Annotated in this window: 17 protein-coding genes and 1 other RNA gene; 6 read left to right on the forward strand and 12 right to left on the reverse strand. The window is 63.1% G+C overall.

Features of this window, described 5'->3' with window-relative positions:
• Positions 1–45: 45 nt before the first annotated feature.
• The 3 genes from ACROUL_RS16770 to ACROUL_RS16780 all read right to left on the reverse strand — a co-directional run bounded on the left by ACROUL_RS16770 (position 46) and on the right by ACROUL_RS16780 (position 2,765).
• Positions 46–1,386, reverse strand: coding sequence for an 8-oxoguanine deaminase (locus tag ACROUL_RS16770; RefSeq protein ID WP_431300589.1), 1,341 nt, complete (start codon positions 1,384–1,386; stop codon positions 46–48).
• 123 nt (positions 1,387–1,509) lie between these two features.
• Positions 1,510–2,307, reverse strand: coding sequence for an inositol monophosphatase family protein (locus ACROUL_RS16775; RefSeq protein ID WP_431300590.1), 798 nt, complete (start codon positions 2,305–2,307; stop codon positions 1,510–1,512).
• A 95-nt stretch (positions 2,308–2,402) separates the two neighbouring features.
• Positions 2,403–2,765, reverse strand: a complete 363-nt coding sequence (locus ACROUL_RS16780; protein WP_305568408.1) for a helix-turn-helix domain-containing protein — start codon at positions 2,763–2,765, stop codon at positions 2,403–2,405.
• A gap of 364 nt (positions 2,766–3,129) precedes the next feature.
• On the opposite strand from ACROUL_RS16780, the gene ACROUL_RS16785 reads away from it, so the two are divergent.
• Complete coding sequence (locus tag ACROUL_RS16785; RefSeq protein WP_431300591.1) at positions 3,130–4,092, forward strand: NADPH:quinone oxidoreductase family protein; 963 nt, start codon at positions 3,130–3,132, stop codon at positions 4,090–4,092.
• 3 nt (positions 4,093–4,095) lie between these two features.
• Here ACROUL_RS16785 and ACROUL_RS16790 read toward each other — a convergent pair whose 3' ends face one another.
• Complete coding sequence (locus tag ACROUL_RS16790; RefSeq protein WP_431300592.1) at positions 4,096–4,971, reverse strand: LysR family transcriptional regulator; 876 nt, start codon at positions 4,969–4,971, stop codon at positions 4,096–4,098.
• 107 nt (positions 4,972–5,078) lie between these two features.
• Here ACROUL_RS16790 and ACROUL_RS16795 point away from each other — a divergent pair, with 107 nt between their 5' ends.
• The 3 genes from ACROUL_RS16795 (at position 5,079) to ACROUL_RS16805 (ending at position 6,763) form a co-directional block, all read left to right on the forward strand.
• Entirely contained in the window at positions 5,079–5,297 is a 219-nt protein-coding gene (locus ACROUL_RS16795) for a DUF1127 domain-containing protein (RefSeq protein ID WP_431300593.1), read from the forward strand.
• A gap of 127 nt (positions 5,298–5,424) precedes the next feature.
• A complete protein-coding gene (locus ACROUL_RS16800) occupies positions 5,425–6,156 on the forward strand; it encodes a Bax inhibitor-1/YccA family protein (protein ID WP_431300594.1) in 732 nt (243 codons plus the stop codon).
• Positions 6,157–6,301: 145 nt separating this feature from the next.
• Positions 6,302–6,763, forward strand: a complete 462-nt coding sequence (locus tag ACROUL_RS16805; RefSeq protein ID WP_431300595.1) for a DUF411 domain-containing protein — start codon at positions 6,302–6,304, stop codon at positions 6,761–6,763.
• A gap of 352 nt (positions 6,764–7,115) precedes the next feature.
• Here the strand turns inward: ACROUL_RS16805 and rpmG are convergent, their stop codons facing one another.
• The 7 genes from rpmG to ACROUL_RS16840 all read right to left on the reverse strand — a co-directional run bounded on the left by rpmG (position 7,116) and on the right by ACROUL_RS16840 (position 11,318).
• Positions 7,116–7,283, reverse strand: coding sequence for a 50S ribosomal protein L33 (rpmG, locus tag ACROUL_RS16810; RefSeq protein WP_305568414.1), 168 nt, complete (start codon positions 7,281–7,283; stop codon positions 7,116–7,118).
• Positions 7,284–7,465: 182 nt separating this feature from the next.
• An RNA gene (gene rnpB, locus ACROUL_RS16815) (RNase P RNA component class A) lies at positions 7,466–7,865 on the reverse strand.
• Between the two features lie 11 nt (positions 7,866–7,876).
• Positions 7,877–8,488, reverse strand: coding sequence for an N-acetylmuramoyl-L-alanine amidase (locus ACROUL_RS16820; protein WP_431301330.1), 612 nt, complete (start codon positions 8,486–8,488; stop codon positions 7,877–7,879).
• Positions 8,489–8,544: 56 nt separating this feature from the next.
• Entirely contained in the window at positions 8,545–9,312 is a 768-nt protein-coding gene (locus ACROUL_RS16825) for a hypothetical protein (protein WP_431300596.1), read from the reverse strand.
• A gap of 32 nt (positions 9,313–9,344) precedes the next feature.
• Positions 9,345–10,823 (reverse strand): Asp-tRNA(Asn)/Glu-tRNA(Gln) amidotransferase subunit GatA, encoded by a 1,479-nt coding sequence (gene gatA / locus ACROUL_RS16830; RefSeq protein WP_431300597.1) that lies wholly within the window; start codon positions 10,821–10,823, stop codon positions 9,345–9,347.
• A complete protein-coding gene (gatC, locus tag ACROUL_RS16835; protein WP_431300598.1) occupies positions 10,820–11,107 on the reverse strand; it encodes an Asp-tRNA(Asn)/Glu-tRNA(Gln) amidotransferase subunit GatC in 288 nt (95 codons plus the stop codon). Before gatC ends, gatA begins: the two co-directional genes overlap by 4 nt.
• A gap of 73 nt (positions 11,108–11,180) precedes the next feature.
• The gene (locus tag ACROUL_RS16840) at positions 11,181–11,318 is read right to left on the reverse strand and encodes a hypothetical protein (RefSeq protein WP_431300599.1); all 138 of its coding nucleotides are present in this window, start codon (positions 11,316–11,318) and stop codon (positions 11,181–11,183) included.
• 396 nt (positions 11,319–11,714) lie between these two features.
• On the opposite strand from ACROUL_RS16840, the gene ACROUL_RS16845 reads away from it, so the two are divergent.
• Complete coding sequence (locus ACROUL_RS16845) at positions 11,715–12,413, forward strand: metal-dependent hydrolase (RefSeq protein ID WP_431300600.1); 699 nt, start codon at positions 11,715–11,717, stop codon at positions 12,411–12,413.
• Positions 12,414–12,431: 18 nt separating this feature from the next.
• Here ACROUL_RS16845 and ACROUL_RS16850 read toward each other — a convergent pair whose 3' ends face one another.
• On the reverse strand, positions 12,432–12,920 hold the full coding sequence (locus tag ACROUL_RS16850; RefSeq protein WP_431300601.1) for a nucleoside deaminase: 489 nt from the start codon (positions 12,918–12,920) through the stop codon (positions 12,432–12,434).
• A gap of 77 nt (positions 12,921–12,997) precedes the next feature.
• Here ACROUL_RS16850 and ACROUL_RS16855 point away from each other — a divergent pair, with 77 nt between their 5' ends.
• Complete coding sequence (locus tag ACROUL_RS16855; RefSeq protein WP_431300602.1) at positions 12,998–14,071, forward strand: pseudouridine synthase; 1,074 nt, start codon at positions 12,998–13,000, stop codon at positions 14,069–14,071.
• Positions 14,072–14,118: the final 47 nt, after the last annotated feature.

Below are 14,118 nucleotides of genomic sequence, written 5' to 3' on the forward strand. Positions count from 1 at the left end.
CCCTCCATCGCGCCGCGTTCTAGCGCATCCCCGACCCGATCACCACTACCCCGCCAGCCGCGCCGCCAACGCCCGCTGCCGCTCCAGAACGAGCGGCAGGTCGATCGTCACCATCTGCCCGTCCCGCACCACCTGCCGCCCCTCGACAAACAGGTGCCGCACCCGCGTCGGCCCGCACAGGATCAAGGCCGCCACCGGATCCCACGCCCCCGCGGCCTCCACCCCCCGCATGTCCCAAACGGCGATATCGGCACGCTTGCCCACCTCCAGCGATCCCACATCGCTGCGCCCCAGCACCCGCGCGCCGCCCAGCGTGGCAATCTCCAACGCCTCCCGCGCACCCATCGCATCCGCGCCAAGGCTCACCCGCTGCAACAACATCGCCATCCGTGCCTCGCCAATCAGATTGCCCGCGTCGTTCGACGCCGATCCATCGACACCCAGCCCGACCTTCACCCCCGCGTCCCGCATCGCACGGACCGGAGCAACGCCAGACCCAAGCCGACAATTCGAACAGGGGCAGTGCGAAACGCCCGTCGCGGACCGGGCAAATAGACCAATTTCCGAACCATCCAGCTTTACACAATGCGCGTGCCATACATCATCGCCAGTCCAGCCCAGATCCTCGGCATACTGCCCGGGCCGACAGCCGAACTGCGCCAGCGAATAGGCCACGTCCTCGTCATTCTCGGCCAGATGAGTGTGCAGCATGACGCCTTTATCGCGCGCAAGTAGGGCAGACTCACGCATCAGGTCACGACTTACCGAAAACGGCGAACAGGGCGCCAGCCCGACCCGGCACATCGAGCCTTCGGCCGGATCGTGAAACCCGTCGACCATCCGCACCATATCGTCAAGGATCGCCGCCTCCCGCTCGACCAGACTGTCCGGCGGCAGCCCGCCATCGCTTACACCAATGCTCATCGCGCCGCGCGTCGGGTGGAACCGCAACCCCACCTCGCGCGCAGCGTGGATCGTATCCTCCAGCCTTGCGCCGTTTGGAAAGAGATAGAGGTGATCGGACGTCAGCGTGCAGCCCGACAAGGCCAGTTCCGCCAGCCCCACCTTGGCCGACACGAAAATCTCCTCCGGCCCAAAGCGGGCCCATATGGGATAGAGTGTCTTCAACCACCCAAACAGCAAAGCGTCCTGCCCGCCCGGCACCGCCCGTGTCAGGGTCTGGTAAAGGTGATGGTGCGTGTTCACCAACCCGGGCGTCACAACGCAGCCGCTCGCATCGACAACTTCCGCCGCCGGCGCCACCAACCCGTTCCCCACAGCAGCAATCACACCGTCGCGCACCAGAACATCCGCACCAGACAGTTCTTGCCGACCGGGATTCATCGTTACGACTACATCCGCGTGACGGATCAGGATTTCGCTCATCCACGCCTCCACACCCTTCGGTTGTGGTCATGCGGGCCGACAGAAGGGAGCAAGGACTCGGGCGCGCGGGATCAATTTATCCAGCGTAACCCAAGCGACAATCAACTTTTGCACGAAACAGACTTAACTATTCAAAAGCGCAATGGCCTCGGCGTGAATGCTCCGGTTTGCCGCAGCCAGCACCCGCCCGCCGTTGTGACACGGCGCGCCGGACCAATCGGTCATCACGCCGCCGGCCGCTTCGATCACCGCAATCGGCGCCTGCACGTCATAGGCCTGCAAGCCCGCCTCGATCACAAGATCAATTTGACCCGCGGCAACCAGGGCGTAGGCGTAGCAATCGGTGCCGTAACGGACCAGCTTTGCCTTTGATGCGACGCGGCGAAACGCGGCCTCTTCATCCGCGCTGCCCACTTCTGGGAAAGTCGAGAACAGGATTGCCTCGGACAAGGGGCGCGCGGGTCTGGATTGCAAGGCCATCTCGCCCTGCGGACCAACGACGCGCGCGATGCCAAGGCCGCCCTCGAACCGCTCTCCGATATAGGGTTGGTCGATAAGCCCATAAAGCGGACCCGTCGCATCCCGAACCGAGATCAACACACCCCAGGTAGGCGTTCCCGAAAGATACCCGCGCGTGCCGTCGATCGGATCAAGCACCCAGGTCAGGCCCGAGGTTCCCTCGACAGGACCAAACTCCTCGCCAAGAATGCCGTCGTCGGGACGGCGTGCCGCCAGTACGGCGCGCATTTTCTGCTCGGACAACCGGTCAGCAACTGTGACCGGGTCAAACCTTTGACTTTCCTTGTTTTCCGCCAAAAGGTTCGGCGTACGGAAATGGGCAAGAGTTGCTACACGCGCCACATCCGCCAATTCATGTGCTGCGGCAACCAGGTGTGCCGCAACGTCCTGTGATACCCGCATTCCTGCCCTCCGCCTTGACCGGACCTCGGGGCACTCGCGGCCCTCCCCCCGGGCGCTAAACGCTCGGAGAGATCAGGTCAAGCGGGAGGGGCCTCCTAGGCCGCTTCGGACAGCACGCGCGCCAGATCGAACAGGCGGCGACGCTGAGCTTCCGGGATGGCGTAGTACGAGCGTACCAGTTCCAGCGCTTCCTTGTCAGCCATCATGTCGCCTTGGGCAAGCATTCCAGCCGCCTGACCCTCGCTCAGGCCTTCGAAGAAGAACGAGATCGACACGCCCAGAGCATCGGCAACGTCCCAAAGACGCGATGCGCTGACCCGGTTCATTCCGGTCTCGTACTTCTGGATCTGCTGGAACTTAATTCCCACCTTGTCGGCGAGCTGCTGCTGAGTCATGCCGACCATCCAACGACGGTGACGGATACGTTTCCCAACATGGGCATCAACTGGGTGCTTCATTCTTTACTCCGATACATATTTAGTCCCCTCACCAGACTACAAGCAATTTTCGTGCCAAAGTCTGGCATTTTCGGAGCCGGTTCAGAAAAAAATGCCAAGGTGCCAAAACCTGTCTTTTTGGATATGCCCGATTATACATCTGTATAAGACACGGTGGGGTTGTTTTGCTTAACACTTCCAGCCTACCTCGCAGCCCATCGATTCGCCTTTAACGCGAATTTCATTGTGCGCTGCATTTTGCAAAAATCTTAGCATTTCGTCGCAAAATGCAATTGTACAATGGTTTCTTACGCGTCTCACTGTTGCTTCGTAGGAAATATGTCTACGACTTTCCACTTAGCCAATGGAAAATTCGGAGTTCTGGATGCGCGCCTGGCAGGTTTTGACGCTCGCGGATGCCCCGCGCATTGTCAGCATACCCGATCCGCAGCCGCTGCCGGGCGAGGTTTTGGTCAGAGTCAGCGCCGCAGGGCTAAACTTTGCCGACCTTTTGATGCTGGACGGTCGCTATCAGGAAAAGCCCGCCCTTCCCTACATTCCCGGAATGGAGATTGCGGGCGTGGTGGAGGCCGTTGGCCCGGGCACAGACGGGCCACAGCCCGGCACGCGCGTCATCGGCGTGTGCCGCACCGGAGGTCTGGCTGAGATGGCGTGCGTACCAGCCGCGCATTTGGTGGTCATGCCAGACGCAATGCCGATGACGGTCGGTGCGGGGTTCCAGATCGCTTATGGCACATCGCATCTTGCCTTGACGCACAAGGCCCGCTTGCAACCGGGTGAAACGCTGCTGGTCACGGGGGCTGCCGGCGGTGTAGGCCTGACGGCGGTGGAAATCGGCAAGCGGCTGGGGGCGCGGGTGATAGCCAGTGCGCGGGGGAAAGACCGGCTCGCCGTGGCCAAGGCAGCGGGCGCCGATGTGGTTATCGACGCAACTGCGCCAGACTTGAAGGAGACGCTGCGCAGCCTGGGGGGCGTCGACGTGGTCTATGATACGGTCGGCGGACCGGCCTTCGACAAAGCCCTGAGCGCCTGCAAGCCAGACGGGCGGCTGCTGGCGATCGGCTTTGCCTCGGGCCATGTGCCGCAGGTGCCGGCCAATGTGCTCTTGGTCAAGAACCTTACGGTGACCGGATTTTGGTATGGCGGCTACCAGAAGACCTTCCCGACCCTCGTCGCGGACAGCATGAGCCAGCTTTTGTGCTGGTATGCCAACGGAGGGCTGGCGCCCCACATCTCGCACGTTCTGCCGTTCGACGCTCTGGCTGAAGGGTTGGACCTGTTGCGCAACCGCACCGCCACAGGAAAGGTCGTCATCAATGTGGCCTGAGGCCTATTCAGCCGCGAGTGCCAGCGCACCGTTCATGTAGGCGCGGCGCAGTTCGGCCAGCAATGCCTCGGCCGGCGGCCCGCTCAGCGTTGGCGCGGCATAAAGGCAAACAGCCAAGCGCCCAAGATCAGGCAGCGCGCCCCGCGTTTCGATGACAGTGGTGCCAACCGGCATGTTGCCGCCAAGCCGGGCCGAAATCGCAAGGTCAGCCGCCACCGTCGCTTCGATCGCCTGCTCGCTTTCGCCGTCAAACGCCATTTCCCAAGCGAGGCCAGCCTTTTCCAGCGCGGCCTGCACGCTTGGCCGAAAGATGCAGGTGTCCTTGAACCCCAGACGTAACGGTCGCCGCTGCCAAGCCGTGCCACCTTCAGCGCCGATCCAGACAAGATTTCGCCAGGCCAGAATTTCGCCCCCCGCATCGGGCTGTGCCTCGGTGGTGATGATCGCGTCGAGGCTACCGCGCGCGAAATTGTCCTTCATCAAGAGCGTGAAGGACGACACCAGATTGATCCGAACGCGCGGGAATTGCGCCGCCAGGCGTTTCAGGATGCCGGGAATGGCCGGGTAGACAATGTCGTGTGGCACGCCCAGCCGGATCTCACCCTCGAACGACCCGCATGTCATCCGCGCCAACGCCTCGTCATTCAACGCCAGCATCCGCCGGGCGTAGGACAATAGCTGCTCCCCCTCCGGCGAAAGCGCCATCCGCCGCGCGGCCCGGATGAACAGCGTCAGATCAAGTGCCTCTTCCAGCCGCTTGATCTGCATCGAGACGGCAGACTGGGTCAGGTTCAACAATCCTGCTGCCCGCGTCACCCCGCCAGCCTCGGCAACGGCAACAAAGCTGCGCAGCGCGCTGAGGTCGAGGGTCCGCTGCATCATCAATCTCCGTGATGAATGGCTCAACAATCATTCGTTTTCATTGTGTCAAAAAGTGAGTCATTTTTCAACAGGATTGATTGAAACCCCAAAAAGGATCACACACCATGAACCGATCCGCATCCCATACCGTCTCTCACCACCCCAAATCAACGCGGCGATCGCTGTTCGCTGTAGTCCGGGCCGCACTTGAAGTGCGGGGCCAGCGCGCGCATCTGGCGAAACTGGACGATCACCTTTTGCAAGATGTCGGTCTTACTCGCGACGACGCTGAAGCCGAGGCGGGGCGCCCAATCTGGGACCCGCCATCACACTGGTTCAAGTAAGTGGAAAGTTGTTGCAGGAATCTGCAAGCGAAGCGCTTGAAATGCGAGGCTTGCCTTCCGATATTGGCCGCATGTGGTCACGCCGGTTCCCCGGCGTTGCCCTTAGGGACAACATCGGAGGCTTCACATGGCTCAATATGATACGATCCGCAACGTTGGCGTTGGAGCCCGCGCTGCGATCGACGAAGGGCTTCGCGCCCATATGAACAAGGTCTACGGGCTGATGTCCGTGGCGATGCTGGTTACCGCAGGCGTTGCATGGTCTGTCGGCACCACTGATCTGCTGAACTTCCTGCGTACAGCGGACGGCGGCATGACGATTTTCGGCTGGGTGATCATGTTCGCCCCGCTGGCCATGGTGTTCGCCTTCGGCGCGCTGATCAACCGCATGTCGGCCGCGGCCGCGCAGCTGTTCTTCTACGCCTTCGCGGCGGTCATGGGCCTGTCGCTTGCCTGGATCTTCAAGGTGTTTACCGGCGTGTCCATCGCGCAGACCTTCCTGATCACGTCGATCGCCTTCGCGGGGCTGTCGCTGTATGGCTACACCACCAAGCGTAACCTCAGCGGGATGGGCACCTTCCTGATGATGGGTCTGATCGGCCTTCTGGTGGCGATGGTCGTCAACATCTTCCTCGCCTCGTCGGCGCTGGCTTTCGCGATCTCGGTGATCGGCGTTCTGATTTTCTCGGGCCTCACCGCCTATGACACGCAGAACATCAAGAACACCTACATCGAGCACGCGCAGGCGATGGATCAGGAATGGCTCGGCAAGTCGGCTATCATGGGTGCGCTGAACCTCTACATGAACTTCATCAACCTGTTCATGTTCCTGCTGCAGTTCATGGGCAACCGCGAATAATCCGTTCCTGACATCATCTTTGAAACCCCGGCCAGACACCCTCTGGCCGGGGTTTTCTTTTGCCGAAAGCGTGACCGCGTGTCATCTGTCGGAGGGGTCGTGCCTGCGCTAGTATCGTGACAATCGAGTCTGCTTGGGGTCAGCCATGCCACCCACCCTTTCACGCCGGATGCTTCTGGCCAGTGCCACCGCGATGATGGCGATGCCTTTGCGGGCTGAGACGCCCACCATCCACGTGGTCAAGGATCCCGGCTGCGACTGCTGCCGTGGCTGGGTAGATCACCTGACTGCGGCCGGCTTTGCCACCACGGTGGAGGAGCGTGACGTTGAAGGCCTTGCCGCCTACAAGACGCAGCTGGGCGTACCTGATGCGCTGGTGTCTTGTCACACCGGCAGCATTGCTGGGTATGTCGTCGAAGGTCATGTGCCCGCTGCGGACATTCGCCGCCTGTTGGCCGAAAAGCCTGATGCTGTAGGCCTGACGGTTCCCGGCATGCCCTTTGGCTCACCCGGCATGGGTCCCGAGGCACAGCGCGAGGCTTATGACGTTCTGCTTATCAATCGCGACGGCACGTCCTCGATTTTCACCAGTTACGACGCAGCCTGAACGCTCGGAACATTTTCGGCATCCATTCAGTTTTCGGCTGAATCATGGGAAACGGCGGCGGACGCGCTCAATGCCAGTAGCGAAGACCGTGCAGCCTGAGCACAGATATGCACTTCTTGCGCCGAGCTGTGTTTTCCCACAGCCCCGATCGGCACGAGCAGCACCGGCCAGACCATCAAGGTGTCGCGCGACGACAAGAAAGCATGCGACCTTGCCTGCGGCGACCGCGCCTAATGCTGCTAGTCCCGTGCCGACACGCGCCGCGCGGCTCGGTCTCGGGTGCAATGACACTCGCAAAAGAAAACCGCGCCCGGAAGGGCGCGGCTTCGAAACCTGAAGAATTCGGCCGATCTTACTTGATCTTGCCTTCCTTGTATTCGACGTGCTCCCGCTTGACGGGATCGTACTTCTTCACGACCATCTTTTCGGTCATGGTACGGGCATTCTTCTGGGTCACATAGAAGTGCCCAGTGCCCGCCGTCGAGTTCAGACGGATCTTGATCGTGGCTGGCTTTGCCATAGTCGCTTCTCCTGCATCGGCGACCAACGGCCCCCGGTGAAATGCTTGAAGCCCGCCTTTTAGCCACGAGGGCGGCAGAGTCAACAGCCAAACGCCAAGCCCCAGCAATCATTAGAGGCAGCCCAGCCGGTGCACCGGTTTTGCTGCCTTCGCGGTCTGGTTTCGGCCGGTAAGTCGGAAAGATGCGCGGATGACCTGTAAGCCGGATTTTGTCCAAGGGGTTGCCCCCTCTGGATGACCATTCCTCTGCCGACCGTGTTACCACGGCGGTCAAGCTGCCAACCCGGGCCTCTCGGGCGATGGCGTCCCTGGCAAGCGGTATCCCTGGCTTGCGCCCGGACCTACTGCCGCGAGGCCCCTATTTGGCATTGCTCCGGGTGGGGCTTGCCGTGCCGGTCCTGTTGCCAGTCCCGCGGTGGGCTCTTACCCCACCGTTTCACCTTTACCCTTGCGAACAAGGGAAGTCTCTTCTCTGTGGCGCTTTCCCTGGGGTTGCCCCCGCCGGGGATTACCCGGCACCCTTGCCTTCTGGAGTCCGGACTTTCCTCGGAACTTGCGCCCCGCGGTCATCCAGCCATCCGCGCGCCGCCGGATTATGCTTGCCCTGCCCCGCCGTCAACGGAAAAGCGTCGCGCCAGATCAGCGGCCAGTGCGCGGTCGGTGGCGTCAATCGGGCCCTTGGCCCAAGGCCGGAACCGCAGCCTGAACGCCAACAGCAAAAGCGCCTCGTCCGTGCCGGGAAAGCCGAACGTCCGTGCAGATGTGACGAAATCGGCCTGGTCGTCGCCCGGCTCGGGCCAGACCGACAGACCGGCCTGCGCAAGACGTCGCCAATCGAACCTAGGACCGGGGTCGGCCTTGCGGCCGGGCGCCATGTCGCTGTGGCCGATCACCGCCTCGGGCCGGATTGCCCAGCGCGCCAAAACACCCTCCAGCAGGGCCTCCAGTGCCGACATCTGCCGCGCGGCAAAGGGTTCATCCCCCTGGTTGACCAGCTCGACGCCGATCGAACGGGAATTGACGTCATCCCGCCCTCCCCACACCCCTACCCCCGCATGCCAGGCCCGTTCAGCCTCGTCTACGAGGCTCAGGACGGTGCCGTCCCGGTCGATCAGGTAATGCGCGGACACTTCGGCCAAGGGGTCACACAGCCGTTCGAGCGCGGCTTGGCAATCGGGCATGGCGGTGTAATGCAGGACAACCAGTTCAGGTCGCTGCCCGCCCCGCCGCTCGCCAAAGTTGGGCGAGGGGTGGGTCAGGCTCACTGCAGCGCGGTGCGGAAAGGGCGCGGGTCCCAGGTGCAGGCAAAACCGTCGCCGTCGGGGTCGACGCCCAGACGGTCACGCTCCGGCCCCCCGGCTTTCAGGAACTCCTGCTGCGCGATGTCGGGCGAGGTGAACTTGGCGCAGGCCGACGACGGGTCGCGATTCACGTTGCGCCGCTGATGCAGCTGCACGCCTGGCGCGTGTTTGGTCGCCAACGCGTATTCCACGATGTTCGGCCCGGTATCGCCAGGACGTTGCGGCAGCTCTGTCGGCTGCACCACGACGTATTCCGCCCGGTTCCGAGCGATCCGTTCCTTGTCGCTTTCGATGCTTTCGCGGCTGGACACAGCACCGAAATCCTGCTCGTCGGACATGCCGGTGTTGTTGTGGATCATCTCGCCGGACTCTTCCTTGATCCCGGCGGGTGCGCCGCCACGGGGGCGATTCGTGCTGTCGGGCAGGCCAACATCGGCACCGATTACGCCGCCCTGAATCCCGCCAGGTGCAACCGTCGGCACTGGTGCCTGCAAGCCTTCGGCCCGATCAATCGCAGCGGCCGCGGCGGCGGGATCAAACCCCCCGCCCACCGGAGGCACCACGACCGGCATCGCCGGGGCCGCCGAAGGCTGCGCCCCACGGATATAGGAGTTGTAATCCTGAAATCCGACCCCAGAGCCTGAATCAGGCACCGTCGGCGTGCAGGCCTGCAGCGCCACGGACGCCAGCATCACGCCAACAAGGGGGCGAAGAAAGTTCACGGTCATCACTGCCTCTGGAACACTGCTTTTCGCGCCCATTACCACCATTTGTCCGGCTTGGCCACAAAGCCTGCGGCCTTCTCCAGCACATGGGCGTGATTGAGAAGACCGGCCTCGTCCCAAGGCCGCCCGATCAATTGCAGGCCCAAGGGCAGGCCCTGCCGATCGAGGCCGACCGGCACGGCGATACCCGGAAGACCGGCAAGGTTTACGGTCACGGTGAAGATGTCGTTCAGGTACATCTCGATCGGGTCGGCATTCGACATCTCACCAAGACCGAAGGCCGCAGACGGCGTGGCCGGGGTGAGGATGGCGTCGACCCCATCTGCAAACACCGTCTCAAAATCGCGCTTGATCAGCGCCCTGACTTTGCGCGCCCGGTTGTAGTAGGCGTCATAGAAACCGGCCGACAGCACATAGGTGCCCACCATCACACGGCGCTGCACTTCGGGGCCAAACCCTTCGGCCCGGGTCTTTTCATACATCTCGGTGATGCCGTCACCTGCCGAAAGCTTGGCACGGTGGCCGTACCGCACGCCGTCATATCGCGCGAGGTTAGACGATGCCTCGGCCGGCGCGATGACGTAATACGCGGGCAGAGCATACTTGGTGTGCGGCAAGCTGATGTCGCGAACCACAGCGCCCGCATCGCGCAGCATCGCGATGCCATGCTGCCACAGCGCCTCGATCTCGTCGGGCATTCCGTCCATCCGGTATTCGCGGGGGATGCCGATCACTTTGCCGCGAATATCTCCGGTCAGCGCCGCCTCGAAATCCGGCACGGGAATGTCCGCACTGGTCGAATCCTTCGCATCATGCCCGCACATCGCGCCAAGCATGATCGCCGCGTCGCGCACCGTCTTGGTCATCGGCCCGGCCTGATCCAGCGACGAGGCAAAGGCGACGATTCCCCACCGGCTGACGCGGCCGTAGGTCGGCTTGATTCCGACGATACCTGTGAAGGCTGCGGGCTGGCGGATCGATCCGCCGGTGTCGGTGCCGGTGGCGGCGATGCACAGGTCGGCCGCAACTGCCGCCGCCGAACCGCCCGACGATCCACCCGGCGTCAGCTTTCTGTCATCCACTTTCCACGGGTTCACAACATCGCCGTAGCACGAGGTCTCGTTCGACGACCCCATCGCGAACTCGTCCATGTTCAGCTTGCCCAACATCACGGCGCCTGCTCCGAACAGCTTGGCCGTGACCGTGGATTCGTACTCCGGCCGGAACCCTTTCAGGATGTTCGAGGCGGCTTGGCTTGGCACGCCCTCTGTGCAAAACAGATCCTTGATCCCAAGGGGAATTCCGCACATCGCAGGGGAGTTGCCCGCAGACAGCCGCGCATCGGCTGCCCTTGCCTGATCCAGCGCGATATCGGGTGTCTTGTGAACGAAGGCGTTCAGTCCGTCGCCGGCATCCATTGCGGTCAGGCACGACATGGTCAGGTCGACCGCCGTGATCTCGCCCTTGCGCAGGGCGTCGCGCGCCGCAGCGATGGTCCAGGTGTTCGCGCTCATTCCACCACCTTCGGAACCGCAAAGAACCCCTCGCGCGCATCCGGCGCGTTCTTCAGCACGGCCGCCTGCTGGTTGCCGTCCGTAACGACATCGGCCCGCCGCTTCAGGCGCATTGGTGTCACGGAGGTCATCGGCTCCACCCCGGTCACGTCAACCTCGTTCAACTGTTCCATGAACCCGAGGATGCCGGAAAGCTGCCCGGCCAGCTTTGGCAGGTCCGCCTCATCCACCCGGATGCGCGCCAGCTTTGCAACCCTGCGCGCGGTGTCGATATCAATGGCCATTGGGCTTTCCCCTGTCGCTGCCTCGCCCATTTACAAAGCCGGGCGACGCGCTGCAAGCGACGATGGGCCGTTGTCAGAGGTCAAGCGAACCGAGCCTTTGCCGCGCGGTTGCACGGGCATCGAAATCTGCCACTGCCCGCGTGCGGACTGCCTCGCCGATATGTCGGCGCAATGCAGGATCTTCGAGCAGCTTGCGCAGGGCTTCGCCCATTGCCGAAACGTCCTGCTGCGCAACCAAAAAGGTTGTCCACGCCATCGGTGATCATGTCGGCAGTGCCGCCGATTTCGGAGCAGATCACCCCGCCAATCCGACTGCCATCGCCTCCTCCACGGCAACGGGCGCCGCTTCGCCATGGCCAAAGGTAGCACGAAGCCATCCAACCCCCCGCAAAACCTGCAAAACCTCGTCTTGAGAAATTGCCCTCAGAGAGTTGATCTCGGGCTCTAGCCCCTGTGCGTGCACCTCAGTCTCGAGGCAGGCCCCACCTGTTTCCCGATCTTTCAAAGGCGACGGTTTCCCGCCCATGACGACACCCCGGCCGCGAAACCGCTTGCGCTGCGGCGCAGCACGGGTTGTCTGGCGTCAACCCCAAGGAACGAGGCTTTCATGCAGATCACCTGGCTTGGCCACTCCGGCTTTCGTATCGAAATCGAATCAGCCGTTCTCCTGATCGACCCGTGGTTCACCGGGAACCCGATGTTCCCCGCCGACCGCCGGGACGAGGCGCTGGCAGGCGCCACACATATTCTTCTGACCCATGCGCATGGCGACCATGCCAGCGACGCCGCCGCCATCGCCGCCGAAAAGTTGATCCCGGTCGCCTGCATCCATGAAGTGTCCGAATGGCTGAACGCCAAGACGGCCACGAGGACCATCGGCTTTGGCAAGGGCGGCACCATCACGCTGAACGGCGCGCGGATCACGATGGTGAACGCAACCCATTCCGCCAGCATCGACTTTTCCGACGGCGGCCTGCTGCCGGCGGGCTCGGCTGCGGGTTTCATGATCGCGGGCGAAGGACACGTGATCTACGTCTCGGGCGACACCGACATCATGGCCGATATGGGCTGGATGGCAGAGTATCACCAACCCGACATCGGCATCCTGTCCTGCGGCGGCCATTACACGATGGACATGGACCGGGCGGCCTTCGCGTCGCGCAAGTACTTCAACTTTCGCACCGTGATCCCGTGCCACTACAAGACTTTTCCGATTCTCGCGCAGGATGCATCTGTCCTGCGCTCAGGCCTGCCTCCGGGGATCGAACTTATCGAGCCCGAAGTGCTGGTGCCACTCCGGTTCTAGGCCGGCATCATACCGCCGTCAGCGGCCCCCGGGGGCCGTCTCGGCACCGCGCCTGTCGCGAAAAAAGTCCCGCAGCAGGGCTTCGGCCTCTGCCGCGCCGATGCCGTCATAGACATCCGGGACATGGTGGCACTGGGGGTGGCTGAAGACCCGCGCTCCGACTGCGACCCCGCCTGACTTTGGGTCCGCCGCGCCGTAATAGAGCCGACCGATGCGCGCCGCCGCGATGGCAGCGGCGCACATCGGGCAAGGCTCCAGCGTGACGTAAAGATCGTGTCCGACCAAGCGCTCGGACCCAAGCGCCGCGCAGGCGGCACGGATCGCCAGCATCTCGGCATGTGCGGTGGGGTCGGCCAATTCCCGCGTCCGGTTGCCTGCCCGCGCCACGACCCGGCCCTCCGCTACGACCACCGCCCCGACCGGCACCTCTCCCCGCGCGCCCGCCGCCCGCGCCTCATCCAGCGCAGCCGACATGAACGACCTGAACCCTTCGCGTTGCTCTTTCATCAGTCCTCAAATATCCTTGGGGCTCCGGGGGTGGAAAACCGCCGGGGCTGGCCACCCCGCGCCCAAGGATGACGCCCATGGCCGACAATGAAAAGCCCAAAGCCCCGGCCCGCAGGCCCGCGATCAAGCCTGCCGCCAAACCCGCGCGCACGACCGACACGCCCGAGGGCGAACGTATCGCCAAGGTGCTTTCGCGCGCAGGCATCTCCTCGCGGCGCGAGGCGGAACGGCTGATCGAACTGGGCGAAGTGACTGTCAACGGCAAGGTCATCACCTCGCCTGCCCTGAACGTGACGGCCGGCGACAAGATCACCGTGCGGGGCGAACCCGTGGGCGCGCCGGACGTGCCGCGGCTTTGGCTTTACTACAAGCCCGACGGCCTTGTTACCTCTGCCTCGGATGAAAAGGGCCGCGACACCGTGTTCGACAACCTGCCCGAGGACATGCCGCGCGTGATGTCGGTGGGTCGGCTTGACCTGAATTCCGAGGGACTTTTGCTGCTGACAAACGATGGCGGCCTGAAGCGCCGGCTGGAGCTTCCGTCCACGGGCTGGCTTCGCAAGTACCGGGTCCGCGTCAAAGGCAACCCGACCGACCCCGAATTGGAACCGTTGCGCAAAGGCATAACGGTCGAAGGCGAACGCTTTCAGCCGATGGACGTTCGTCTTGACCGCCATCAGGGCGCCAATGCCTGGCTGACGGTTGGCATTCGCGAAGGCCGCAACCGGGAAATTCGCCGTGCGATGGACCACATCGGGCTGACAGTGAACCGCCTGATCCGGATTTCCTACGGCCCCTTCCGCCTGAACGAGATGAAGCCTGGCGAGGTTGAAGAGATTCGCGGCAAGGTGCTGCGTGATCAGCTTGGCTTGGCCGAGGAGGAAGGCAAACCCATCACCCGCAAGCCGCGCCCCGGTGCAAAAGGCGATGCGAAAACCGATGCGAGACCCGCGTCGAAATCGGACGCAAAGGCTCCGGCAAAGCCAGCGCGGCGGCCACTGAAACCCGGTGAAGGGCTCAAGACGTTGTCTGATAGCTGGCAGGCCGCCACCCGCCGCCCTGCCAACCCCGACGCGCCGCGCAAACCCGCGACGCGCAACACGGCCCCCCGCAAACCGGGCCCGCGCCCGGTCAAGCCGCGCAATTCCTGACCATCGCAACCCGGAAGAATACCGCACATTCTAGCCGCCGAGACTGG

The organism is Tabrizicola sp. BL-A-41-H6, from assembly GCF_050632395.1.
In the GTDB taxonomy this organism is placed as follows: Bacteria; Pseudomonadota; Alphaproteobacteria; order Rhodobacterales; family Rhodobacteraceae; genus JAUYQR01.

Bases quoted from the DNA above. Each gene is read 5' to 3' on its own strand.
- ACROUL_RS16770 (WP_431300589.1), bottom strand. From the start codon at position 1,386: ATGAGCGAAATCCTGATCCGTCACGCGGATGTAGTCGTAACGATGAAT.
- ACROUL_RS16775 (WP_431300590.1), bottom strand. From the start codon at position 2,307: ATGCGGGTATCACAGGACGTTGCGGCACACCTGGTTGCCGCAGCACAT.
- ACROUL_RS16780 (WP_305568408.1), bottom strand. From the start codon at position 2,765: ATGAAGCACCCAGTTGATGCCCATGTTGGGAAACGTATCCGTCACCGT.
- ACROUL_RS16785 (WP_431300591.1), top strand. From the start codon at position 3,130: ATGCGCGCCTGGCAGGTTTTGACGCTCGCGGATGCCCCGCGCATTGTC.
- ACROUL_RS16790 (WP_431300592.1), bottom strand. From the start codon at position 4,971: ATGCAGCGGACCCTCGACCTCAGCGCGCTGCGCAGCTTTGTTGCCGTT.
- ACROUL_RS16795 (WP_431300593.1), top strand. From the start codon at position 5,079: ATGAACCGATCCGCATCCCATACCGTCTCTCACCACCCCAAATCAACG.
- ACROUL_RS16800 (WP_431300594.1), top strand. From the start codon at position 5,425: ATGGCTCAATATGATACGATCCGCAACGTTGGCGTTGGAGCCCGCGCT.
- ACROUL_RS16805 (WP_431300595.1), top strand. From the start codon at position 6,302: ATGCCACCCACCCTTTCACGCCGGATGCTTCTGGCCAGTGCCACCGCG.
- rpmG (WP_305568414.1), bottom strand. From the start codon at position 7,283: ATGGCAAAGCCAGCCACGATCAAGATCCGTCTGAACTCGACGGCGGGC.
- ACROUL_RS16825 (WP_431300596.1), bottom strand. From the start codon at position 9,312: ATGACCGTGAACTTTCTTCGCCCCCTTGTTGGCGTGATGCTGGCGTCC.
- gatA (WP_431300597.1), bottom strand. From the start codon at position 10,823: ATGAGCGCGAACACCTGGACCATCGCTGCGGCGCGCGACGCCCTGCGC.
- gatC (WP_431300598.1), bottom strand. From the start codon at position 11,107: ATGGCCATTGATATCGACACCGCGCGCAGGGTTGCAAAGCTGGCGCGC.
- ACROUL_RS16840 (WP_431300599.1), bottom strand. From the start codon at position 11,318: ATGGGCGAAGCCCTGCGCAAGCTGCTCGAAGATCCTGCATTGCGCCGA.
- ACROUL_RS16845 (WP_431300600.1), top strand. From the start codon at position 11,715: ATGCAGATCACCTGGCTTGGCCACTCCGGCTTTCGTATCGAAATCGAA.
- ACROUL_RS16850 (WP_431300601.1), bottom strand. From the start codon at position 12,920: ATGAAAGAGCAACGCGAAGGGTTCAGGTCGTTCATGTCGGCTGCGCTG.
- ACROUL_RS16855 (WP_431300602.1), top strand. From the start codon at position 12,998: ATGGCCGACAATGAAAAGCCCAAAGCCCCGGCCCGCAGGCCCGCGATC.